Source organism: Cupriavidus sp. GW823-FHT06D04, from assembly GCF_058795055.1.
Map to the genome: position 1 here is coordinate 86423 of NZ_JBXAHL010000024.1, position 23088 is coordinate 109510.

The following is a 23088-nucleotide window of genomic DNA, read 5'->3' on the forward strand; positions in this document are numbered from 1 at the left end:
CGGTTGGTATGCAGGAGTTTTAGCAACCTCGGCGTTTCGAAAGCGTTAGGTGAACCGTTACATGGGGATTCTGCCTCCCGACCGGCGCGCGGTGGTCGAGCCCAGACTAACGCGCGAGTAACGCCCGCGCCTTGACGAAGTCGGGCTGATCGAAGCCCTCGGTGAATCGCGCAAGCTGCGCCTCGACCACCTCATGCGGATTGACGCGCCCCTGCGAGGCTCGCAACGTCGTCAGTGACAGGGTGGCACGCAGTTCAAGCGGGAGCGCGCGTTGGGCTGTGGCGATCTCGATCGCCTTGATCAGCGATGACTCGGCTTCGGCAAGGTCGGCGCTGCTGCGCAGCAGCAATTCACCGCGCAGACGGCACAACTCGGCGTCCACCCAGTGCTCGCCAGTGCGCCCGGCGCATTCGAACGCCTGGTCCAAAGCCGCCAACCCGGCCTCGGTCTCTCCTACGTCGCCCAGGCATTCAGCCAGCATGCCCAGATAGAGCGGCAGGCGCAGGCGTGCGCCCGTCGCATGAAAGCCCTCGATCGCCGCCTGCATGGCCACCACCGCTTCGGCGCTGGGCGCCTGTTTCGCGTTCGCCCAGGCGAGCAGTATGCCTGCCCACGCGAAGTAGTAGCCTACGTGGTACTGCTCGGCAATCTCGTGTGCCTGGCGGGCATAGTGCAGCGTGAGACCGTACTCATGCCGCAGCGCATGCTGCGTCGCAAGATAGGACAGCGCGAGTGCCTGGGAGAACGGGTGTGCTACGCGGTTCGCCACCTCCAGCGCTTCGCGTCCACGCTGAAGGGCCTGATCGGCAAACCCCCTGAACCACAATCCATGCGCCGACCACGCGGCGGCCAGCACGCCGAAGTTACCGCCCATCAGGGACGCATGCTCGGCGTGCTGGGCCTCGTCATAAGCGCCGTGCGCGCGTTGATACGCGGGCTCGGCAGCCATCCAGTCGCCTTGCTGGACCAGACTACCCATGACGCTGGTCCATGCCATCACCGAGTAAGTATCGGAGCCCGGCGGCCCCCAGCCCGCAATCAGTTCCTCGCTCAGGCTGCGTGCCTGTGCGAGTTCCGCCCTCACCACCAGGAAAAATGAAAGGCTAACCTGAGCGCGTGCTTGCTGATTGGTGTCACCCGCCAGCCGGCTCAGTTCCACCGCGCGCCGCAGCGGCGCCTCCAGTTCGGGGGCTGCCCAGCCTCGGGCGATGCGAATCGGTGGCGCAAGGTCGAGTTGCAGGGCCAGCGATTGACTGGCGCGCTCCTGCGGATCGGCAATCCGGTCCGCTTGCGCCAGCCCGCGCGTCAGCAAGGCAATGGCATCGTCATAGGCGTACACACTCTGCGCAACGCCGGCCGCGCGTCGATAGAATGCCGCCGCCTGGGCTGGCAGACCCGCCCGCTCATAGTGCGAGGCGATCTGCGCGCTTGCCGCGTCGGGCGCATCGCCTGGCGCCTGCTCGAGCGCTCGCGCCACGCGCAAATGCAGGCGGCGGCGCTGCAGCGGACTCACGTCGGCGTACGCCACGTCGCGGATCTTGTCATGGCTGAAGTCAAAGGCCAGGCCACCACCGTCGGTCTGGCGCACGATGCGCCGCTGCCACAGCTCGTCCAATGCGCCTGCCAGGGCATCCTCGCCGAGGTCGCTTGCCTGGGCGAGGATGTCGGTCGTGAACGCCCGTCCAATGATTGCAGCAACCCCGACGATATCGCGGGCGCCCGGAGGAAGCTGTGCCAGCCGGTTCGAGATGACGGTGTAAACCTTGGGCGGCAACTTCGACGCCATGCCACCCTGTGCGTCCCCGACCGGCATGGTGTCGGAGCGAGCCCGCATCATTTCGACCGCAAACAGCGGGTTACCCTCGCTCTCTTCGAACAGCCGGGTTGCCTCCGCGTCGGCCAGCGGCCGGTCCAGGATCTGGGCCGCAATCTTTGCCGTTTCGGCAGCATCGAGTGTCCCCAATGAGATCTCGATGAACTGGTCGTCGCGGCGCAGTGCGTCCAGCAGCCGGTTCGCCGCGTGCAGCGGCATGATTTCCTCGGAGCGCGCCGTCGCGACCACCATCAGCCTTGCCGCCCCGTCGAAACGCATCAGGAAGCGCAGCCATTCGAGCGTCTCGCCGTCGCACCATTGCAGGTCGTCGAGCAGCAACAGCAGTGGCCCGCCTTGTGCAAGCACCGCTCGCGCAAGCGCCTCGAAGAACCGTTGGCGTTGCCAGTACTCGGTAAGGGGCGACGGCGGCGACAGTCCGGATTGCTGCGTGAGGAGTTCGGGCAACAGGCGCGTGACCTCGGTCAGCCACAGTCTGTCGAGATTGCCGATCGCGCCACTCAGGCCAGGGCTGCGCAGCCAGCCGGTCACCGGCGCAAACGCGAGCTGTCCCTCGGCCGCATAGGCGCGCGAATGCGCCACGGTGATGCCTTGCTCGGCCAGATGGACGAGCAGCTCCTCCGCCAGGCGTGATTTGCCGATGCCGGCTTCGCCCAGGATCAGGACAAACTGCTTGTCGGCCAGCTGGGTACGCTGCCAGACTTCAAGCAACCGGCGCCATTCGCCATGCCGGCCAATCATTGGCAGCATCGCATCCCGCGGGCGTTGGCGCTGCATTGACGCGGCCTGGCCGGCCAGCCGCGCATAGGCCTCGCGCATGGGTTCGCTGGGCAGGACGCCCAGTTCGCGCGCGAGCGTTTCCACACAGCTACGATAGGCGCGCATGGCCGATGCGTGGTCGTGGTTCAGCGCGTGCAGGCGCATCAGCGCCATGCAGGTAGGTTCGCGGCACGGGTCGAGCCGCTGCAACTGCTGTGTGTACTTCAACGCCTTTGCATAGTCGCGCCGGTCCTCACTCAGTTGACCGAGGCGCGCAAGCGCCGCGATGCACTGTTCGCGCAACCTTTCGCGCTCGGGGCGGATCCACTCGTCATAGCAGTTGGCCAGCAGGTCACCGCGATAGAGATCCGCGGCATGCGTCAGCAGCTCTTCTTCAGCGCCGGCGTCGCCGTGCCTCGAGGCCCTGGCCGCAGCCGCAAGCGCGGACTGGAACTGCGCTACATCGAGGTCGGGCGCCGAATCGGGCAGCCATTGCACCGTTTGCGCATCGGCATGGACAAACTGATCTGCCTCCGGCCAGGTCTTGCGCAGCTGAAACAGCAGTTGACGCAGGGCATTGCGCGCCTGCGCCTGCGAGGAATCAGGCCAGAACAGCACGGCGAGCTGCTGCCGCGTCTGCGGTGCGTCGCGATGCAGGACAAGGCAGGCGAGCAGTGCCTGCAAGCGGGGGGAGTTTGCGTTGAACAGGGGCGCGTCAGCGCCGTCGAGCTGGAACTCGCCAAACAAGCGTACGGAGAAGCGGGCCTGGGAAGTCATGCTGGAGCGCAATGCGGCACAAAGCGATGGGGAGCTCCTGTAGGCAGCGTACGGTGCGCACTGCGGTAGCGCTCGTGCGGGAACTCTCCAACACCCAAGCCCGCGCGAGCGCCATTCGTGACTATACTCGCGTTGGCGCGTCCAATCCGGCCAACATCGACGAGCAGGCCTTCGGGGTATTCATGATCCCCCCACGTACCGGACTTCGCTGCCTGCCTGCGCCACCGCAACGGCGATCGTTTCCTGGTGTACGACCAAGCCTACGTACTTGCTAAACTTGTCCATGACCTGCCCCCTCAATTGTGGCTCTGGGTTGTTGGTTTAACCCACCTCAAGCCTAATCCACGTCGCTTGAGGTGCGACAGGTCAATACATTCTGTCTAGTTCCCCAGCCGCGCTAGCGCCTCACGCATTGGCCCCAGCGAGACCTTGATCACGCCATCGAGCGGTGTATCCATTTCCAGGATCAGGAGGATCGCCCCTGAAGCTGACAGCGCGCACAGGAGAAAGGCGACCACAATGGTCCCGTTTCGCGGCGCGAGCAATCCGAATGCGCCAAAGATAATGGCGAGCCACGACACCAGCACAACCAGCAGCGGCAGGGCCACGGAGCCCTCTCTTTGCAGCAGCGCCAGCGAGCGGGACGCGAAGACTTCATCGGAGATCCGGAGGGCGCGCGCCTGGATCTCACGTTGCGCGGGGGTGGTGGGCGAGAGTTCCGCTACCTTCTGTTGGAACGCCTCCACGCGGGCGCTGATTTCCGGGTTGGTCAGCCGTGCCGTGCGGCCTGCGTCGTCGGATGCCAGCAGATCGACCCACAACGCATAGTCGCGCCGAAGAGTGGCACGGAGCTCCTTCGCTGGAGGCCCATACTGGACCAGCAGGCGATCAAGGCGAACAATGCTTGCGGCATTGTGCACAAGGTCACCCTTAACCGTGTCGAACGTGCTTTTGGCCGATGAGATCAGCAACCCAAGCACCAAGGCGGCAATGGTCGCGATCAGCCCGGTCGCTAGCTTGATGGCGTTGCTCGATTCCTCGCTGAGGTGATGCTCCGGCAACATGCGGCGCACGTAAAGGCCAAGCAGTGCGGCGCAGAAGATGCACAGGAACGTGATCAAGGCGATGACGAGTTGGCTCACGCTTCCGTCCTCCGCTTAAAAATCCATTGCACCCAATACAGCTTGTCGACTTGGCGGCCATTCCCGCGCTCGGCCCCCCGTATCAGGGCCCACTAGGCTAGTGGCTAAACCGGGCGACAGCTGCAAAACGGGTAACGCAGGTCATGGTGACCGCAGTCGCTGCTGGTGATAGGCAACTCGCCCCTGTTCACTCGTCTCGTTGACGCTTCATGATGCCGGATACCCGCGGCATACCTTTCGCAATGGTGATTGCCTGACTGGAAGCTGTGGATTAAACGGGTCGATGCAACGGATTAATGAAATCGTTCAGCCAGTGTATTGAAGTTTAGTGTTTTTCGCAGTTTTGTCGCAACAAGAGAGATCAGTCGACAAGAAGCCAGCGGTGATGGTTGGCTTATGCGGCCAGCGAATAGAATTTGAGAGCGCACGGGCCAGTGGTTACCGGCAGGCAGTGTTCTTGTGGAACCGCTGTGCGAGCTACTTTAGCCGCCATGGCTTTTTGTTGGCTCCGGGAAGCAATCTCCCGGATGAAGTGCGAGCTTCGCGGGCGTTTCAGCGGCACGAAGGCTTGACACTGTACTGCATGAGGTGTGACCGGCCACGACACTGTAGCCCGCCTCGCATTCACTATGGGTCCTAGCCGAAGACCTCGGATGCGTCCGTCATCAGTCTAAGCCCATGGGCTCGGATTCGTTCCTGGGCACGCCGGGCAAAGACTGATGCATCCAGGTGTGACCCGAGCATCCGTACGCCGTGGGAGACTCGTCGAAAAATGAAATCAACTTCGTTTTCGGTGAAGTCGCCGTAGGCAAGGTATGCCCTCAGCATCTCGTTAAGGTAGGCATCACACTCACCTCGCTGCAATACAGTGCGCTTGCCAGCAGAGACCGCGAGTGCCACCGCAGCCACCGGCGTCTCCAGTGCTTGGAGTCGTCCTTTACCAATTGACCCCTCCATTGCCCGGCGCGGCCTTTCTTTACGCTGCCCGCAATTGCCAAGGAGTAGGGAGCACGCGGCGCGCATTTTGAAAATCATCATAGCGTGACGGAAATAGCAGGGCAATCGGCTTTCCCCTGGAGAAGGTCCCACCAAAGAGGGGGGTGGCGAGCCCGCGAGAACAAAGCCAATCATCTGGCTGCAACACCCAGAATCGGTATGTCAGTGCGCGTGCAACTGGCATACCGTGCCTTCATCGGCCATCGACCGGATATCAAGCCGCTTCTGACTCCAGCTGCAGCTACGCGCATGGCCACACGGGCCTCGCAGAGGTCACCATCCTGGACATCCCGCCTCAAAGATTGAGGCGCTGGAAATACCCAGTTAGTTCAAGGTAACCCCGTCCGACCGCGTTGCCTCCCCGCAATGCAGTCACCGCGCCCTCCCAATAGACCGCGCCGGTGCTCGCGCGGCTATCGAGTTCCTGATCATCCATCAGCGGTACCAGTTCGAGTGTGAGATCGCCTGCGTTCAACCGCATGGCAACCGGATAGCTCGTGCCGGTACGAGGCGAGCGCCAACGGCGCGCCGGCATGAAGTTGACCTCTTCGGGAGCCAGTACCTGGACGCGCCCGTCGCTGCCGCGCAGCGTGCCGCCTCCCCAGAACTTGCGCCCCGCCTTGTCCCGGATCTGGAAGGCCATCAACGCGCCGCCGTCATCCAGGTTGATGCCGATCCAGTCCCAGCCGACGGCCTCGTCGGCCAGCAAGGTCGACGACCATTCGTGATCCAGCCAGGCAGTGCCATGCACGGTTTCCTGCTGGGTGCCCCGCTTCAAGGTGCCGCTCACCTTGAGCCCCGGCCGGCTGTAGTAATAGCTCGCCTGGGCCGCCAGAGGGCCCTTGCGGCTGAAACCCCGTTCGCCCTGTAGCAACAACCGTTGGGTTGGCTCCATTGTCAGATCGAGGGTGAAATCCCGCGCGGGAAATCTGGCTCGGTAGCGCCCCGTCGCCTCTCGGCGCAGCGACCAGTTGTCGATGTAGACATCGGTATCGGCAGTGTCGGCAAGCGCCAAGCCGAAGCCGCTGCGCGCCGCGCGCTGGTCGTGCTGGAGCTTGCCGGCCACGGGATCGCTCAGGGCGACATTGGCGAACAGCAGTTGCTGCGGCGCGAAGCGGCTTGGGTTGGCCTGGTCGAACTGCGGGCGCGAGCGGAAGAACGTAACCTGGAAGCCGAGCGGCGCTCCTGCCGGCGTCTGCAGCCAGCCGGTGGCATACCACCATTCGGTGCGATAGTCGGGGTGTGCGCCGTGGTCGCGCGGGAAAGCCAGGGTTCGGCCTGCGTCGACTGGCGGATAAGCGGGCGCTGCGCCCAGCGCCGCGCCCGCCACGCCGCAACCCGGCAACAACCGCAGGAATGAGCGCCGCTTCACCAATCCTCCTGAACCGCGCGCACGGCGCTACGCGACATCGCGTGCCGCCCGCTCGCCAGCGCAGCCAGCGAGGCCGCCGCCACCACCGCGCTCGCCACCTGGGCCAGGAATGCCCAAGGCATATGCAAACTCATGGTCCAGTGGAACGACTGCGGGTTGACAACGTGAACCAGGATCAAGGCGATGACCCATCCCAGCGCAAGACCGGCTACCACGCCAAGCAGAGCGAGTAATGCGCCCTCCAGTGCCAGCATCGCGCCGATCTGCCAACGCATGAAGCCGAGATGCCGCAGCATGCCAAATTCGCGCGCACGCGCCAGGGCCTGCGCGCTGAAGCTGGCGCCGATGCCGAACAGGCCGATCATGACCGCTATGCCCTCCAGCAGGTAGGTCACTGCGAAGCTGCGGTCGAAGATTTTCAGGGTGATGGTGCGAATCTCGCCAGGCTCGGCGAAGGTAATGTGTTCACCGCCGGCGACGCGCTGGTGCAGCCTCTCCTTGACCTGCGCCGGGCCGGTGCCCTGCTCCAGCCACAGGGCGACGTCAGTGACACGCCGCTCGTCCGTGAGCCGTCGATAGTCGTCCTGGCTGATCACCACCGTACCATGCTGGCGCGCGTAATCGCGCCACACGCCGCCCACCAGGAAGGCGACGGGCCGGCCCTGCAGCGGCAACGTGATACGTTGCCCGGGGCGGAAGCCATAGAGGTCGACCATCGCCTCGCTGACCCATACCGCCGGCGGATCACCCGGCTGCGCCGCGACGGGCGCAGCCGTCAGCGGCAACCGTGCGCCCGGATTGCGCGGATCGATCGGCCTGGCAATGACCGTTACGGGGGGACGCTCGGGATCAAGCAGGATCTGGCTCGAACGTAGAAACTCCGCACGCGCAACGCCACGGACGCTGGCAATGGCCGCCTGGTCGTCAGGCGAGAAATACGCGCTATCGCCGCTTGACGAAGCACGCAAATAGAGGTCAGCCGGCAGGACATTGTGCAGCCAATCGTCCACCGAGATGCGGAAGCTTGACACCATGATCGCCATCGCGGCCATCAGGCTGAAGCTGGCGACAATGCCGGCCAGGGCGATGGCCGCGCGGCCCGGTGCGCCGGCGAGCTGGGTCAGGGCAAGCTGCGGCACAGCCTGTCGCCAAGAGGGCAGCAAGCCGAACACAAGATGCGCCAGCCGTGGCATCAGCAGGATAGCGCCCACCAACAGAAGCGCGATCGCCGCATAACCGAAGACCGGCAGATCCGCCACCGGCCGCAGTGGCGTCAGCCCAAGCCCGGCTGCCATCGCCGCAAGCCCGGTCCACGGCGAGCGCAGCCGCTTGAGCGGTGTCTCCTCATCGCCCGCCTTGAGCGCCTGCGCCGGCCGCGCACGGGCGGCCTCCCATGCCGGCGCGAGACTGCCGAGCACCGCCGCCGACAGCCCGAGCGCGAAGAAGATCAGCGCTGCCGGCGCGTCGAAGCGGACCTTGGGCTTTACACCTTCAAAGTAGCCACCGCCCAGATCGCCCCCCGCATACCCGAGCACCGCGGCAGCGAGGACGAAGCCAAGCGCCAGGCCGAGCATCGCGCCGAGCGCGCCTTGAGCCGCGCCTTCCGCCAGCAGCAGCCGCAGCAGGCCACCGCGTGTCACCCCCAGGGCGCGCAACAGTGCAAGCTGCGAGCGCCGCCGCAGCACCGAGACAGCCTGCATCGTGAACACCAGGAAGGCGCCTGTGAACAACGCCACCAGCGCAAGCACGTTCAGGTTCACCCGATAGGCGCGCGACAGGTTGGAAGTTCGGCGCGCGTTGTCCTGCGGCGATCCCGCCACCACCCCTGGCGGCAGCAGCGCGGCCAGCGCTTGCGCAAAGCTGTCGGTGTCCACTCCCGGCCTGAGCTTGACGTCGATCCGCTGCAGCAGGCCAAGCCGGTCGAGGCGCCACTGCGCCGCACCGATATCCATCACGCCCAGGCGCATGCCCTCGCCCGCCGCCGGCAGCGTGCCGGCAATACGCAGCGTAAGCGCGGTGAGCCCGACTTGTACGGTGAGCGGATCCCCGGGCTTGAGGTCGAGCCAGCTCAGCGCCGCCGGCGAAAGGAACACGGCGTCGGGATCGAGAACCTCGAGCTTGCCCGCGCGCTCCTCGGCGGGCCGCCCGATCAGATTGGGGGTCACAGGCGCCGCCCGGAACACATCGATGCCAAACAGCGTCAGCGCACCGGTGCGCCCCGGCACCAGCGCATTGACTTCCACCACGGGGCTGGCCGCCGCCACCTCCGGCAGGCCCGCGATGCGCGGATAGAGCGATTCATCGAAGCCCATGCGCGGCCCGCGGATCTCCAGATCGGCATTCCCCATCAACGAGCGCACCGCCTGGGAAAACTCCGCCAGTGCAGCGTGGTTGACCAGATGCACGCCATAGCCCATTGCCACACCGATGGCCACGGCAAGGATGCCGATGATGGCGCGTCCGGGATGGGCGCCCAATTCGCCCAGAAGTAGCGCAAGGCCGAGCGAGCGCGGCGTTCGCATGGCTCAGGCTGCCGCGCTCATCGGCGGCTGGGGCCCCAGCGGCGTCAATCCGCCTGGCGTCAACTGCAAGACGCGATCCGCCGTCGCCGCAGCCAGTGCCGAGTGCGTGACGATAATCGCGGCCGTGCCGTTTGCGTTGACCAGTTCGCGCAGCAGGCTCAGCACCCGCGCAGCCGTCTCGTGATCAAGGTTGCCAGTCGGCTCATCTGCCAGCAGCAGCATCGGCCGGTGTACCAGGGCACGTGCAATCGCCACCCGCTGCAGTTCCCCGCCGGAAAGCTCGCGCGGCATACTGTCCTCGCGCCCCTCAAGCCCAACCGCGGCAAGCATCTCGGCAACGCGGGCCGACGCCTTTTCCCACTCGAGGCCGTTCAACAGCAGAGGCAGCGCCACGTTCTGCGCCGCGCTCAAATTCGGCAGAACATGGAAGGCCTGGAACACGAACCCCAGCTTTCGCCGCCTCAGCAAGGTTGCGGCATCGTCGTCCAGCTTGCCCAGGTCCTGTCCGTCGAACTGGATGCAGCCACTGTCGGGCCGATCCAGGCCGGCGATCAGGTGGAGCAGCGTCGACTTGCCCACGCCAGATTCACCCATGACGGCGACATATTCGCCGGCGTCCAGCGCAAGACTGACTCCGCGGAGAACGGTGCGCGGTCGGGCGCCGTTGTATGTCTTGGAGACGTCTGTAAGGGTCAGCACAATGTTGTCAACCTCGCGTGGCGCGCCTCTCTGTCCGTCTCGGTTCCCGGGTGAAATCCAGGCTGGAAATACACCCGCTGCGCCTATGGATGGCTCGGGGAATGAACCCGGCCGCTACATCAAGCATGCTTCAGGTCACCGCCGGAACCACAACATCGAGAGCCCGCACGCCACCCCCAGCATCAGGACCGCTGCTGCCGAGAACAATGCACTGATCTCGGTTTCCTTGCGCTCGAGCGCGAAGCGGGCGCTGAGCTGGCGATACACTCGGCTCAGGTCCGCAGCCGAGCCTGCCTGGAAGTACTCGCCGTCCGTTATCGCCGCTACCGCCCGCAAGGCGGGTTCATCGAGCTGCATGTAGTAAGACAGGCCCGACTCTATCGTGGCTGCGCCCTGCGGCGTACCGAAGCCCACCGTATAGACGCGCACGCCGCGCTGGGCGGCCATGCGCGCGGCGTCCAGCGGGTCGGGGCCGGTGGTGCGGCGGCCATCGCTGAGCAGGATCACCGCACCGTGCCGATACGAGCCGGGCTGCGCCGCCGGCCGTTCCTGTTCGCGCTTGCGGACGGCGTCCGCCGCGGCGGCCTCTGCCAGCGATCTGCCGCCGGGCCCGGGTGCGAGCGACTCGCCGCTGAAAAGGATTGCTTCCAGGTCGATGCCATCGTCGGGGAACAACACTGCCAGCGCCTGGATCAGCCCGCTGCCGGTCGCCGTGCCGTGCTGGAGCTGGAAGCGATCGATTGCATCGAGCATGTCCTGCCGGTTGTCGGTGGGGGGCAGTACCACGGTCGCCGTGGCGGCAAAAGAGACCATGCCCAGGCGCACGCTGGCCGGCAGCCCGACGATGAGATCCCGGGCAGCCTGCTTGGATGCGGCGATCCGGGTGGGTGCAACGTCGGTCGCCGCCATGCTGCGGGAGGTGTCCATGGCCAGTACCAGGGTGATGGCGTCGGACGGCAGCGTGATCGTCGCAGTAGGACGGGCGCAAGCCAGCAGGGCCACGCCCAGCGCGAGCAGGAAGAGCAGCGGCGGGATGTGACGCCGCAGTCGTTGGCCGGGACCCAGGGCGGCGCGCGGCAGCGCAAGGCTGGCATACAACAGGGCGATTTTCTTGCGCCGCGCAAGCAGGTACAGGTAAGCGGCTGCCAGCAGGGGCAGCACGAGCAGCAGCCAGAGCATTTGCGGCCAGAGAAACTGCATACCCGTGCTCCTTGGCGCGTGGGTAAGACGATGGTACTGTATTTTCCACGGCGGGACGGGACCTCGGGGGCGGCAATGAAACGGGTATCGATCTACGGATGGGTCTCGGCAGCGGTCGCACTGGTTCTCGCCGCGGTCGTGGGCTCTGCCTGGCTGTTGCAACCGTCGCCGCGCGTCCTAAAGCAATCCGACATCGACGCGGCAGTGCTGCACACGTTGGAGACCAGGCGTCTGCCTTCGCGCACAGCCAGGGCCGCAGAGGCGGTTCGCGAGTCGGTGGTGGAAGTTCGCAGCTATGCGCCAGCGGAAAAGGCGGCGGACAAGCCGACGGAAGCGGCATCCGCCCGAAACGCCAAACGTGATCCCCCTGCCACACGCCCCAAAACCAAATCGCACCCGCCATCCCCGCCGCCCTCTCGCGATGAACTCGCAAAAGGCGACCCATCGGGCGGCAAGGACGAGTCCGGTGGCAAGCGCAAAGTCCGCAACATCGGTTCGGGTGTGGTCGTGACCGAAAGCGGCGTCATTCTCACCAGCTACCACGTCGTCGCCGACGCCCTGCACCTGGAGGTCATATTCCACGACGGCCACACGGCCGAGGCCTCGGTGGTGCAGGCGTTCCCGGAGAAAGACCTCGCCGTGATCCGGCCCAGTTCAATCCCCGACGACGTGCCGCCGGCGACGCTTGGTTCCAGCCGGAACCTCGCGCCCGGGACCGAAGTCGTCGCGGTCGGCTTTCCGTTCGGCATCGGTCCGTCGGTGTCTGCCGGCGTGGTGTCGGGGCTCGACCGCAGGTTCGTTTCGCCGGACGGCAAGCGGGACCTGGACAAGCTCATCCAGTTCGACGCCGCCGCCAATCCGGGCAACTCGGGCGGGCCGCTGGTGAATCTGGATGGCGAGGTGGTCGGGATCGTCACCGCCATCCTCAACCCCAACCAGAGCGGCACTTTCCTCGGCATCGGCTTCGCTGTCACGATCGAAAGCGCCGGCATTGCCATCGGATCCTCTCCTTTCTAGACGCGGGGGCCTTAAATGAACGACCAAGCCAGGGGCACTGTGGACAGCGCCGACTTGATGGAGCGCCTGCTGTATGAGGTGAAGCGCGTGGTGGTGGGGCAGGACCAGTTCCTGGAACGGGTACTGGTGGCGATCCTTGCGGGTGGCCACCTGCTGGTGGAAGGCGTGCCGGGCCTGGCCAAGACGCTGACCGTCAAGACGCTGGCCAGTACCATGAGCGGCTCCTTCAAGCGCATCCAGTTCACGCCTGACCTGCTGCCGGCCGACCTGATCGGCACGCGCATGTATAACCAGGGCACGGGCGAGTTCTCCACCGTGCGGGGCCCGGTCTTTGCCAACCTGCTGCTGGCCGACGAGATCAACCGCGCGCCGGCCAAGGTGCAGAGCGCCTTGCTGGAGGTCATGCAGGAAAAGCAGGTCACCATCGCCGGCGAGTCCCATCTGGTGCCCACGCCCTTCCTCGTCATGGCCACGCAGAACCCGATAGAAACGGAAGGCACCTACCCCTTGCCCGAAGCGCAGGTCGACCGCTTCATGATGAAGGTCCTGGTGGGCTATCCCAGCGAAGAGGAGGAGGCCGTCATCGTCAACCGTGTCACCGGCCCCCGCATCAGCGTGAGCCCCATCGCCACGCCCGAGCGCCTGGCAAGCCTGCAGGAGGAATGCGGCAGGATCTATGTGGATCCGAGCCTGGTCCAGTATGCAGTGCGCGTGGTGTCGGCCACCCGCAAGCCGGGAAGCTACGGGCTGGAAGACCTGGATCGATACATAGCGTTCGGTGCCAGCCCCCGCGCCACCATCGGCCTGATCGAAGGCGCGCGCGCCCTGGCGTTCCTGCGCCGCCGGCACTATGCGCTGCCCGAAGACGTGGTCGACCTCGTGCCGGATGTCTTGCGCCACCGCCTGGTGCTCTCATACGAGGCCATGTCCGACGGCGTGACTGCCGACCAGCTCGTCACCCGCATCCTGCAGGCGCTGCCGGTTCCGGAGCGCCCATTGGAATCCCATGTTCGGGCGCCTGCGCGCTAGGCGCCGGAGCGGCCCGGAAGCCGCACCCTATAGCGCACCCGGTAGCGCACCCGCCGGCACGGCGCTGGCCAGCGTCGACGCAAGGCAGACCGAGGCCTTGCTGCGCCGCCTGGAATGGACCGTGGTGCGCCGCCTCGATGGCCTGTTGCAGGGCGACTACCGCACGCTGTTCCGCGGCTTTGGGCTGGATCTTGCCGACCTGCGCGAATACCACCCCGGCGACGACGTACGGCACATCGACTGGAACGTGACGGCGCGGCTGCAGACACCGCATGTGCGTGAGTACCAGGAAGACCGGGAGGTCTCCGTCTGGTTCCTGCTGGACCTGAGCGGATCGGTCGGTTTCGGTTCTGGCAGCGTGAGCAAGCGCGACCTGCTGAGCGACTTCACCACCGTCATGGCGCTGCTGCTGACACGTTACGGCAACCGGGTCGGCGCCCTGCTCTACGGCGGGGCCACAGACGCGGGCGCGTCGGTGGTGCCGGCGCGCTCGGGGCGCCGGCATCTGCTGCACCTGCTCGACCGCATGCATGCCACACCCGCCGCGTTGCCGGGCGACACCCGCTTGCGCGACCTGCTGGAGCGCGCACGGGCGTTCGCGAAACACCGATCGGTGCTGTTCGTGGTCTCCGACTTCATCAGCGCCCCGGGCTGGCAGGCATCGCTCGGAATGCTGGCCCGGCGCCATGAGGTCGTCGCCGTGCGGCTGGTCGACCCGCTGGAGATGGCCTTGCCCGACCTGGGCCTGGTCGTGCTGCAGGATGCCGAAACCGCGGAGCAGATGTTCGTCGACACGCACGACCCGGCCTTCCGCAAACGCTTCGCCGCCGCCGCCCAGGCGCGCGAGGCCGAGTTGCGCCTGGCCTTCACCCAGGCTGGCGTGGCGTGCCTGACGCTGTCGACCTACGCCCGCCTGGACCTGGCCCTGCTGCACTTCACCCGCCGGCGCCGCCACCGTCAAGGGGCCGCTGCAGTAGCAAAGCAGGAAAACGGGCCAAAGGGGGCAGCATGACCGATGCCATAAGCCGGCTACCCGTCTTCAGCTTCCTGTGGCCAGGCATGCTGTGGTTGCTCGCGCTCGTCCTCGTGCTGTCCGCTGGCTACGTATGGCTCGATAGGCGCCAGCGCCACGCGACGGTGCACTATCCCACCCTGAAAACCGTCGGCGTTGCCATCAAGGGCGGCGCGACCTTGCGCCGCCACGTGTCGCCCATGCTGCTCCTGCTGGCCCTGGCCGCGCTGATCTTCGCCATCGCCCGACCCCAGGCGGTGATGCTGCTGCCCTCGCGCGTCGAGACCGTGGTCCTGGTCATCGATCTGTCTGGCAGCATGCGCGCGCAGGATGTCCAGCCCAGCCGCATCCGCGCCGCCCAGCAAGCGGCCAAGGTTCTGCTCGACGCACTGCCCGCGGGCGTCAGCGTGGGAGTCGTCGCGATGGCCGGCACCGCCGCCGTGGCACAGGCGCCCAGTCGCAGCAAGGATGCCGCGGCCACGGCAATCGACCGCCTCAAGCCGCAAGGCGGCACCGCGCTGGGCAATGGCCTGCTCATCGCGCTGACGACGCTGCTGCCGCAGACGGCTGATGACGCCGAGCGCCTCATGAACGGCGACACCACGCCGCTGCAAAAGCCGGACGCATCCCGCAGCGGCGAAGCCGTGACGCCCGGCTCCTATCCCTCTGGGGCAATCGTCCTGTTTTCCGACGGTGAAAGCAACACCGGCCCGGCCGCGACGCAGGCGGCGCAGCTTGCCGCCGCGCACGGCGTGCGCGTTTATACCGTCGGGGTTGGCACGACCGAGGGTGTGGTGCTTTCGGTCAATGGCTGGTCGGCGCGCGTCAGGCTGGATGAGAAGGTGTTGAAGGAAGTCGCCGATGCGACAGGGGCGGAGTATTTCCCGCTTGCGGATGCCGCGCAACTGAAGAGGGTGTACCGGGCGCTCAATATGCGGCTGGCGTTTGGCAAGCGCGAACAGGTTGAAATTACTGCGTTCTTTGCCGCGCTGGGGGCGTTGCTGGCCACGTGTGCGGGGCTGCTGTCGTTGTGGTGGTTCGGGCGCGTGATGTAGGCAGGGACTGGCTCTGGCAGAGGAAACCCGGGTGTTCCTTTGCCAGAATATTGGGCCCCCGGTTTGGCGCGCGCTCCGTGGCAAGGCGCATCAGAACCGGTGACGAACGCCCATCACCGCACCCACCTGATCCTTGCCAGGCTGTACGTTGAAGACGGCCGACGTGCCGCTGCCACTGTTGAAGCCGTTGACGCCTAGTGCCGAGTTATCCTTGTTTAGCGCGTAGGAGACTGACGCGTAGAGGTCGGTGCGTTTGCTGAGCGAATAATCGCTAGTAAGCACGAACTGCCACGGGTCGGATCCGGTCTGCCGGAAGTCCTGGTAGTAAGCCGCGCCAGTCAGGGAGAAAGCCGGCGTCACTTTGTAAGCCAGGCCCAGCCAGTAGAGGTTCGAGCCGGCATCAGCCGCCTGCGCGCCCGGCACGATAGCACCATCATGGGCCTTCGCCAGACGGTAGCCCGCATAAACCTTGGCATCACCCACCGCATATGTGGCAGCCACCGAAACGCGCCTCAGGACCGGCGCCTGGTTTGACGGCGTGCCGACGTGCGCATCGTCATAGGCCGCGCCCAGCGCAAAGGGGCCGGAGGCATAGTTGACGAACGCGCCGAAATTACGTCCGAATACGTTGCTGCCAGCCACTTCGCTGCCATTAGCCTGGAATGAGTAGAAAGCCAGTCCAGTCAGCTTTCCGAACTTGCCGACATACTTGATGGCATTGTCCGCGCGCGCGCCAAACTCCGGCGCAATCGAGAGGATGCTGTAGCGGTCGGCAATCGCATTGGGATCATAGAGATTGCCGAATTCGCGCATGCCGGTCTGCTGCCGCCCCAACAGCAGTGAGCCGTGTAGGCTATCGAGCCCTACATAGGCATTGCGGCCGAACAGACGCCCGCTCTGGCCCGAATTGCCGGTATCGATGTCGAAGCCGCTTTCCAGCAGAAAGACTGCCTTCAGCCCGCTGCCCAACTCCTCCACGCCCCGCAGCCCCCAACGCGAGCCAGACTGGTTCCCGGAAACCAGCCGCACGAGACTGTTGCCGTTGCGCCCTGCATTATTGTTGAATTCGATACCGGCGTCGGCAATACCGAACAGCGTCACCCCTGACTGGGCGTGTGCGCTTGCACAACACCCAATCATGGCGAAGAACAAGGATATATCAACGAGACGTAGTCGTCGCATGGTGGTCCCCCCTCTTTCTTCTTGATTTTTGGCCAGCAATGCGCCCGCGGCAATCATCCAAACGGTGGGCCCCCAAAGGATGGTCCTGGTAAAACCCATTCGGGCTTGAAGTCACGCCAGAAACCAACTGCATATCAGCATAAAACACCCCTCAATTGCACTCCGACAGCGGCCACCTACGATAACTCCATTGTCAGGGCTCGCCTGCCATACCGCGCCTCGACTCCCCCGCAGTCCATCACCGAACTTCCATATTGCTCCGGGGTGCGGAATGCGTACTGTTCTCTATCAGGAAGATGCCGGGCAAGTCACGCACGCGCTGTGCAGGCACGGGTTGCCTGACGGAGTGAGCCTATCCGCAAGCGGTGACGGGCTGCTCGTGGTCGTCGTGCGTGCTGCGCCCAGCCGCGTGGCGGAGGCCGCGGAGCAATGGCTGCGCGGGCGGCCGTTGCCGGATGCCTTTATCGTCGGCTGCACGGACGAGACTCGCTGTCATTGCCGCCCCGAATCCTGGTGGCCATCGTCGGTTTGCGATATCGTGACCGCTGTCGATGATGACTCACTGCTGAAAGAACTGGCGCTGCGGCTTGCCCGGCTGGCGGAGCTCGAGGAGATCGTCACGTCCGACTGGCTGCGCCGGCGCGCTGTCGGAGAATCGATTGCATGGCGCAGCACCTTGCGTGCGGTGGCGGAGGCCGGCCGGCTTGGGCGCGGCGCTTGTCTGCTGCTTGGGGAAAGTGGCGTCGGCAAGGAGTTGCTGGCCCGGCTGGTGCATGATCTCGATCCTTCGCGCAGGCGTGGTCCGTTTGTCGTGGTCGACTGCACGACGCTGAGTCCCGAACTGTCCGGCAGCGAACTGTTCGGCCATGCCAAGGGTGCATTCACGCATGCCGTCACGGCGCGCGACGGCGCCGTGGCATTGGCGGACTGCGGAACGCTGTTTCTTGACGAGATCGGCGAACTCGAGCTGCCGCTCCAGGCGCGGCTGTTGCGCGTGATTCAGGAGCGGATGTACAAGCGCGTGGGGGAAGACACCTGGCGGCGCTCTGACTTTCGCCTCACCTGTGCGACGAATCGCGATCTCGAAGCCGAGGTGGAGGCCGGGCGCTTTCGCTGCGACCTGTATTTCCGCATCTCGCAATGGACCGTACGTGCACCGTCATTGTCGGAACGACGCGAAGATATCCCGCTGCTGGTGCGGCACTTCCTGAGCGAGCATGACGACGCGCCGCGTATTATGCCGGAGGTCATGGAACAGCTGATGTGCCGCGACTACCCCGGCAATGTGCGCGAGTTGCGCAACGTGGTATTACGCATGGCCGAGCGTCAGCGTGGCTTCGGTGTATTGAGCACAGGATCGCTCGATCGTCCGTCCATCCCTGCCGCTGCCGATACGCTCGCGGCATGGACGCAGATGCTGGCGCTTGCGGTGGAAGGCGCGCTTGATGCAGGGCTGGGTCTAAAACATATCGGGCAAATTGCCGAGACCATCGCCGTGCAGGCTGCCGAACGACGCACGGGATCGACCAACCGCGCCGCCGAGCTATTGCAGGTCACACCGCGCGCCTTGCAATTGCGACGGCAGGTGCGGCCCGACGGTGGCAGCGCGTAGGACCCGATCTCACGCAACCGATACACGTCGCAGCAATCGCAAGGCATTACCGCCCGCGATCCACGCGAACGCGTCGGCGGATGGACGCAAAGCGCGGATCTTGGCAAGTTCGAGGCCCGGGTGCAACCAGGGACCATCGGAGCCGAACAACAGCTTGTGCGGCCCCGCGCGATGCAGCGCCTCTTCAAGCAGATCGAAGCGGCGCACACCGGCGGTGTCGGCGAACAGGTTGGGATGCCGTTCGATCAGGTCAATCACGCGGCGCTGGGCCGCCCAGTCGTCGGCGAAACTACCAAGATGCGCGAACACGAACGCGACGCTGGGGTGCGTCTGCGCCAGCAGGCTTAGCGCACCGACATCGCCACCGGGGTCGTAGAGTACCGGCAGTTGCCAACGTTGCGCAGCATCGCAAACCTGTCGATGGATGGGTGCGTCGTGGTTATGCACCTTGATGCCGCGCAGTCCCAGCCGCAGGACCGCCTCCTCGATCATCGCGTGCACACGGTCACGGTCGCGCACGGCGTGGACCATCGCGAAGCCGGTCCAGCGACCCGGATCGGCACGCACCAACGCAGCGACGTCGCGATTCCCTTGCGCATAGTCAGACTGGAATACCGGCAGCAGAATCGAATGGCTGATACCCGCTTCGCGCGCCCGGCGTGCGTAAGCCGCCAACGGTGCCGTGGTGTCCCAGGGACCGGTCATGCCATCGCCCTGCCCGGCGTGGACGTGGAAGTCGAGGATCATGGCGCGGCGTAGGCATCGAAAGGCACTTCGAACTGCGTTCCCGCCTTGATATGCATCGTATTGGCCGTCGGCCGAAAGTCCTTTGCCAGCTCCGGGGGCATGGCGTTGCGTATGACAAGGTCTTTCTCACCGACTGTCACCAGATTGGTCAGCACCCGGTTCGCCAGCGTCGATGGCATTCCCGATCTAAGCCTTCCGTTCAATCGCAGCTTCCGATCCACCCAGCTGAGCAATGTGTGCTCGATTGCCGCCGCTACCGGGTTCTTCCGCGTAGGAGCGGTCCAGATGAATTTCGGTCCCACGCATGTCAGCGCCCGCTGGTACTGAAACCATTGTCTAAGCCGGGCTTCGAGCGCATTGGAGTGACCGATGTAGGTGGGCACCGCGCCATCACTGAATATGTAGACCCCAGGTCCCGCAACGCCGCGAGAAGCGTCTTCCAGGGAGCTCCAGCGCCTCCACTTCAGTTCGATATCCAATGACACGGGCGGCGGTGCCAACTTCGGCCGCAGATGTGTCAATTCCTCATCGAAGGCTTCGGACAGGTGCCCCAGCGACGGCATCGGGGACAAGCTCAGTCCCACCAGCGACAGCACGCCCTGCTGCTGGCGCGCCAGTAGACACGCCTGGCAACATGCACCCTCGCCCCGGCTCTCGAATCGCGCGGTACCCAGCCGCGGCTGGGTGCTGACGCGCCGAGCACGCGCAACAATCTGGCGCAGGTCGTTGACGAGCATCTGCGGCGGCGTTCCGGGCGGATAGCGGCGCGCGTCGGCCACGAGCCGCATCAGCCGGCGCATGCGCCACGGTGCCAGGTCAAGGATTTCGCCGTCTGCGGTCTTAAACATGATGCCTCCCCATGGACTTGGATAGCGTTTCGTCGGACGCGGGCAGCGCAGGCGCCGTCGCTGCCATCGTCTGCACCAGTCCGTCGATATCGGACAGCCGATGATCGGCACGCACGATCACGACCACCGCATGGCGGATCTCGGCATCGTGCAATAACGCGGTACGAAACCCACACGCACGCAGCGAGGCATGCAGCGCCTGTGTTCGCCCCGGCGTACTCAGATGAATACGTTGCATCGGATGCAGTGGCAGCGTTGCGGACAGATCTGGCAGCACGGTACGAGCCAGCGACAGCAGGCCCGCACGCAGCCGCCGCACGAAGTAGAGCAGGCGCGTACGCAGCCAGTCTCCGGTGCGCCGATTGGCGTCTAGTGCATCGAGCGCCGCCAACAGCGCGGCCTGGTTAGCAGCGCTGCAATGCGACTGCGTGGGACCATTGCACGCAATGTCACTGACCAACGCGGCGGGCCCGCACAGCGTGGCCAGCGGCACGCCGAATGCCTTGGCCCATGACGCCAACAGCAGGACCGGGTCCGATGGCCCCAGGCCGCCGTGCACGGCGATGCCACCACCACCCAGCCCCCACGGCTGCTTTGGTATGGGATGCTCACCGAGGAGCCCAAGGACCTGACTATGGTCGATCACGAGCAAGCCATCGCGTGAAGCGACGGCTTCCAGATATCCCTGCGGCGCGATCGGCATGCCGTTCCGCAGTGTGGCGTCTGTGATGACTGCCGGCGGCTTGCCCGCCCTGCTACGGCGCAATACGCCTACCAGTGCGGCAGGATCGCCATGCGCGAACCACGACAGCGATGCGCCCAAGCCACTTACGCGCTCGAGGCTCCAGCGCATGACCGGATATAGCGCTTCGTCGGCAATCAACACGTGGCTGCGCGCGAGGCGGTCGAAGGTATCGATCGCCAGATGCAGCGTGGACGGCGCCACCGCACCCGCCTCGCAACCCTGCAACTCGGCTGCGCGCGCGGCAACGCCACGCGCCTGCGGCGATGCCGCGAGCGATGCGGGCACACCGCTCGTCAATGCGGCATAGTCGCCGAGGCGCGCGGCCGGATGCGTCATGCCAAGGTATAACGCCGAGGCAAAGTCGATCATGGCCGCGGCCCCTCACGCCACCCGCTTCCCTTTGTACTCGTGCAACCGGCGCAGCAGATGCATGCCCGGGACCTGCACGTCCACCGGCTCAGCACCCACGTCGACGCCCGTTACCGCGCGATACGAGTGGATATACGCCTGGATCTCAGGCCGGAAGAATGCGGCCCAGTTGGCAGCATTCGCGGGATCGTGGATCGAGTTCCAGTCGCTCCAGCGGATCGACGCCACGATCTGCTCGCCCATGGTGGCGAGCTGCCAGAACTGGTAGGGATTGGTGTCGCCCCAGCCCTGCAGCTTGCGCATGCTTTCCACCGAATGCATCCACGGCTCAGGGTACGCGATCATCGAGCGCCGCGGCAGGAACTCGCGGAACTCGGGCCGCGCCAGCATCCATTGCTGCATCATCATTTCCACGCGTGATGTAGTGGGCAGATCGCGGAACTGGTTGTGCGCGCCTTCCGAAAGAATCAGGTGGACTTCGCGCAGCGCGTTGAGCAGCGGGAACCCGTCCGGCACCACCGTGGTGTCGTCGGCCTGGCGGAAGAACGGCACGCACAGATTGAGCAGCGTATGGAACGCGGCGAGGAACTTGCTGCGCGTGTCGGCCGCTTGCATGCGCGGCACCGCCTTGCCGATCAGCTGGAACCCGTATTCGTGCAGATACTCCGCGGCGCGGCGCTCGATCGGCAGCCGGTGCTGCTCGTCCTGGACCCAGCCCCAGATCATGTTGTTGAGCGGCCGCAGCGGATCCATCTCGAGTGCGCCAAGCGGATCGTTCGGGCCCGACGCTACGTTCTGGAAGCGGCGCGAGATGGCGTTCATCGTCTGCACGAGCTGGAGCTCTTCCATCCAGTAACTCCAGATCAGTTCGACGAGGGGCGGCTGCGCGAGCTTGGCCGAGACATTGCGGTTCCAGAATTGCAGCCAGAGACATCCCTCGCCACACATGTCCCGCTTCTCGCCGGCGAGCGTGATTTCATCGTCGACCATGTTCTCGATCATGCCCGCGGCATCGGTACCGCCCATGGCCAACGCCACACGCTGCAGGTAGGGAATGGCCGGCGGAATGTTGTTTTCCTCGCCGAAGTACTTGAGGGCCAGTGCCTTGATATCGGGCTCGGTGAGGTTCAGCCCCAACCGTTCATTCGCGAGGTCGCGAACAGCGGGATCGGCAATCAGCAGGTCTACCATCGCCTGCAGCTCCGAGGCCGGCGGTACCACAGCGCCCCAGGTCACGACGAATGCTTCGGTCGCGACCTTGAGGGCGCGATAGGCATCAGTGTCCGTGAATGGCAGAAAGCGGCGGTGACTGAGTTCGACGGCCTTTTTGTACAGCGGTGCGTTAGTGCCGACGTCCCTGCCGACATCCCCTGATTTAGCGAACGATTTCGGGAAGAACAGGCGGTCCATCTGTTCGATGTAGTTGTCCCACCCGAGCGTCACCGAATTGAGCTTGATCAGCATCCACAAGCCGACGTCACCGGTCAATGCGCGGGTGGTGCGCTGGAGCGTGACGGGCCTGGGATGACCGTCGTGTTCCCGCGACATCGGGCCGGAGCGCTCGGTGATGGGGTCGGGGAGCGGGAGATAGCGGTGCGTCTTAGGTGTTACCGCCGGCAGATTGGCTGAGGCGGCGGCTTCGGCAGGCATCGCGATCGGCGTAGCATGCAGAGCAGTGGCCGTAGCGATGATCGTCGGATCCGGTGTGGGCGCCGGCGCCACGACGGCGGGTGCCGCAACCGTCTCCGGTTGATCTGCGGCCAATGTCGCGTAGATCATCACTCCGTTGTCATGATCTAGCGTCGCGCTCAGAATCGTATACGGCATCGCGTGCGATTCAAAGTCCGATAAGGTGAACATGCTCTGGAGCTTGTGCCTGAATTCGACTATTTGCTTGTCGATGTCCGGCCCGTTTGGGCCCCTCTCAACCCCTTGCCCTTCAAGCCAAATTTTCAATTCGACACGGTACGCGGGATCGTAGTCCACGCTACTTTCCTTGGGGAAACTCAGGAAATCGGGCATGGAATCAGCGATGTACTGACAGTCTCGGACGACAACCCATGCGTGCTTGAGCACGCTGCGGGGGTTCGGTAGCTCGTGCTTCCCTTTTCCAATCGCCGCACGCGGGCGAAGCTGGACCGGCAGATAGATCTCGCTCATCATCGTTCTCCTTG

General features: G+C 65.1%; 16 protein-coding genes and 1 pseudogene. 5 read left to right on the forward strand and 12 right to left on the reverse strand.

Features of this window, described 5'->3' with window-relative positions; genetic code table 11:
* Positions 1–106 precede the first annotated feature (106 nt).
* The 7 genes and pseudogenes from AC1Q7H_RS25530 to AC1Q7H_RS25560 all read right to left on the reverse strand — a co-directional run bounded on the left by AC1Q7H_RS25530 (position 107) and on the right by AC1Q7H_RS25560 (position 11298).
* A complete protein-coding gene (locus AC1Q7H_RS25530; RefSeq protein WP_492381877.1) occupies positions 107–3367 on the reverse strand; it encodes an ATP-binding protein in 3261 nt (1086 codons plus the stop codon).
* Positions 3368–3509: 142 nt separating this feature from the next.
* A pseudogene (locus tag AC1Q7H_RS25535) lies at positions 3510–3652 on the reverse strand (IS110 family transposase); the annotation flags it as partial.
* A 95-nt stretch (positions 3653–3747) separates the two neighbouring features.
* Positions 3748–4509 (reverse strand): bestrophin-like domain, encoded by a 762-nt coding sequence (locus tag AC1Q7H_RS25540; RefSeq protein WP_249679196.1) that lies wholly within the window; start codon positions 4507–4509, stop codon positions 3748–3750.
* 1291 nt (positions 4510–5800) lie between these two features.
* Positions 5801–6877 (reverse strand): lipocalin-like domain-containing protein, encoded by a 1077-nt coding sequence (locus tag AC1Q7H_RS25545; protein WP_492378015.1) that lies wholly within the window; start codon positions 6875–6877, stop codon positions 5801–5803.
* Positions 6874–9399, reverse strand: a complete 2526-nt coding sequence (locus AC1Q7H_RS25550; RefSeq protein WP_492378014.1) for an FtsX-like permease family protein — start codon at positions 9397–9399, stop codon at positions 6874–6876. The genes AC1Q7H_RS25545 and AC1Q7H_RS25550 overlap by 4 nt, the downstream gene beginning before the upstream one ends.
* A 3-nt stretch (positions 9400–9402) precedes the next feature.
* Positions 9403–10098: an ABC transporter ATP-binding protein gene (locus AC1Q7H_RS25555; RefSeq protein ID WP_013953255.1), complete on the reverse strand. Its 696-nt coding sequence runs from the start codon at positions 10096–10098 to the stop codon at positions 9403–9405.
* Positions 10099–10233: 135 nt separating this feature from the next.
* Complete coding sequence (locus tag AC1Q7H_RS25560) at positions 10234–11298, reverse strand: VWA domain-containing protein (RefSeq protein WP_492378013.1); 1065 nt, start codon at positions 11296–11298, stop codon at positions 10234–10236.
* A 75-nt stretch (positions 11299–11373) separates the two neighbouring features.
* Between AC1Q7H_RS25560 and AC1Q7H_RS25565 the strand changes: the two genes are divergently transcribed.
* From AC1Q7H_RS25565 to AC1Q7H_RS25580, 4 genes are read left to right on the forward strand one after another with little or no spacing between them, the layout of a single operon-like run.
* Positions 11374–12315, forward strand: coding sequence for a S1C family serine protease (locus tag AC1Q7H_RS25565; protein ID WP_153953459.1), 942 nt, complete (start codon positions 11374–11376; stop codon positions 12313–12315).
* 15 nt (positions 12316–12330) lie between these two features.
* Positions 12331–13344 carry an AAA family ATPase gene (locus AC1Q7H_RS25570; RefSeq protein ID WP_013953258.1) on the forward strand — a complete coding sequence of 338 codons (1014 nt, stop codon included), beginning with the start codon at positions 12331–12333 and terminating at the stop codon, positions 13342–13344.
* On the forward strand, positions 13322–14356 hold the full coding sequence (locus AC1Q7H_RS25575; protein WP_492378012.1) for a DUF58 domain-containing protein: 1035 nt from the start codon (positions 13322–13324) through the stop codon (positions 14354–14356). Before AC1Q7H_RS25570 ends, AC1Q7H_RS25575 begins: the two co-directional genes overlap by 23 nt.
* The gene (locus tag AC1Q7H_RS25580; protein ID WP_492378011.1) at positions 14353–15411 is read left to right on the forward strand and encodes a VWA domain-containing protein; all 1059 of its coding nucleotides are present in this window, start codon (positions 14353–14355) and stop codon (positions 15409–15411) included. The genes AC1Q7H_RS25575 and AC1Q7H_RS25580 overlap by 4 nt, the downstream gene beginning before the upstream one ends.
* Before the next feature lie 90 nt (positions 15412–15501).
* Here AC1Q7H_RS25580 and AC1Q7H_RS25585 read toward each other — a convergent pair whose 3' ends face one another.
* Entirely contained in the window at positions 15502–16551 is a 1050-nt protein-coding gene (locus AC1Q7H_RS25585) for a porin (protein WP_085959706.1), read from the reverse strand.
* 313 nt (positions 16552–16864) lie between these two features.
* Here AC1Q7H_RS25585 and AC1Q7H_RS25590 point away from each other — a divergent pair, with 313 nt between their 5' ends.
* Entirely contained in the window at positions 16865–18205 is a 1341-nt protein-coding gene (locus AC1Q7H_RS25590; RefSeq protein ID WP_153953457.1) for a sigma 54-interacting transcriptional regulator, read from the forward strand.
* 9 nt (positions 18206–18214) lie between these two features.
* Here the strand turns inward: AC1Q7H_RS25590 and AC1Q7H_RS25595 are convergent, their stop codons facing one another.
* The 4 genes from AC1Q7H_RS25595 to AC1Q7H_RS25610 are packed head-to-tail and all read right to left on the reverse strand — an operon-like array spanning position 18215 to position 23077.
* Entirely contained in the window at positions 18215–18952 is a 738-nt protein-coding gene (locus tag AC1Q7H_RS25595) for an amidohydrolase family protein (RefSeq protein ID WP_013953263.1), read from the reverse strand.
* The gene (locus AC1Q7H_RS25600; RefSeq protein WP_013953264.1) at positions 18949–19800 is read right to left on the reverse strand and encodes a hypothetical protein; all 852 of its coding nucleotides are present in this window, start codon (positions 19798–19800) and stop codon (positions 18949–18951) included. Before AC1Q7H_RS25600 ends, AC1Q7H_RS25595 begins: the two co-directional genes overlap by 4 nt.
* Positions 19793–20914, reverse strand: coding sequence for an 8-amino-7-oxononanoate synthase (locus AC1Q7H_RS25605; RefSeq protein WP_211981663.1), 1122 nt, complete (start codon positions 20912–20914; stop codon positions 19793–19795). Before AC1Q7H_RS25605 ends, AC1Q7H_RS25600 begins: the two co-directional genes overlap by 8 nt.
* 12 nt (positions 20915–20926) lie before the next feature.
* Positions 20927–23077 carry an 8-amino-7-oxononanoate synthase gene (locus tag AC1Q7H_RS25610; protein WP_492381878.1) on the reverse strand — a complete coding sequence of 717 codons (2151 nt, stop codon included), beginning with the start codon at positions 23075–23077 and terminating at the stop codon, positions 20927–20929.
* Positions 23078–23088 lie beyond the last annotated feature (11 nt).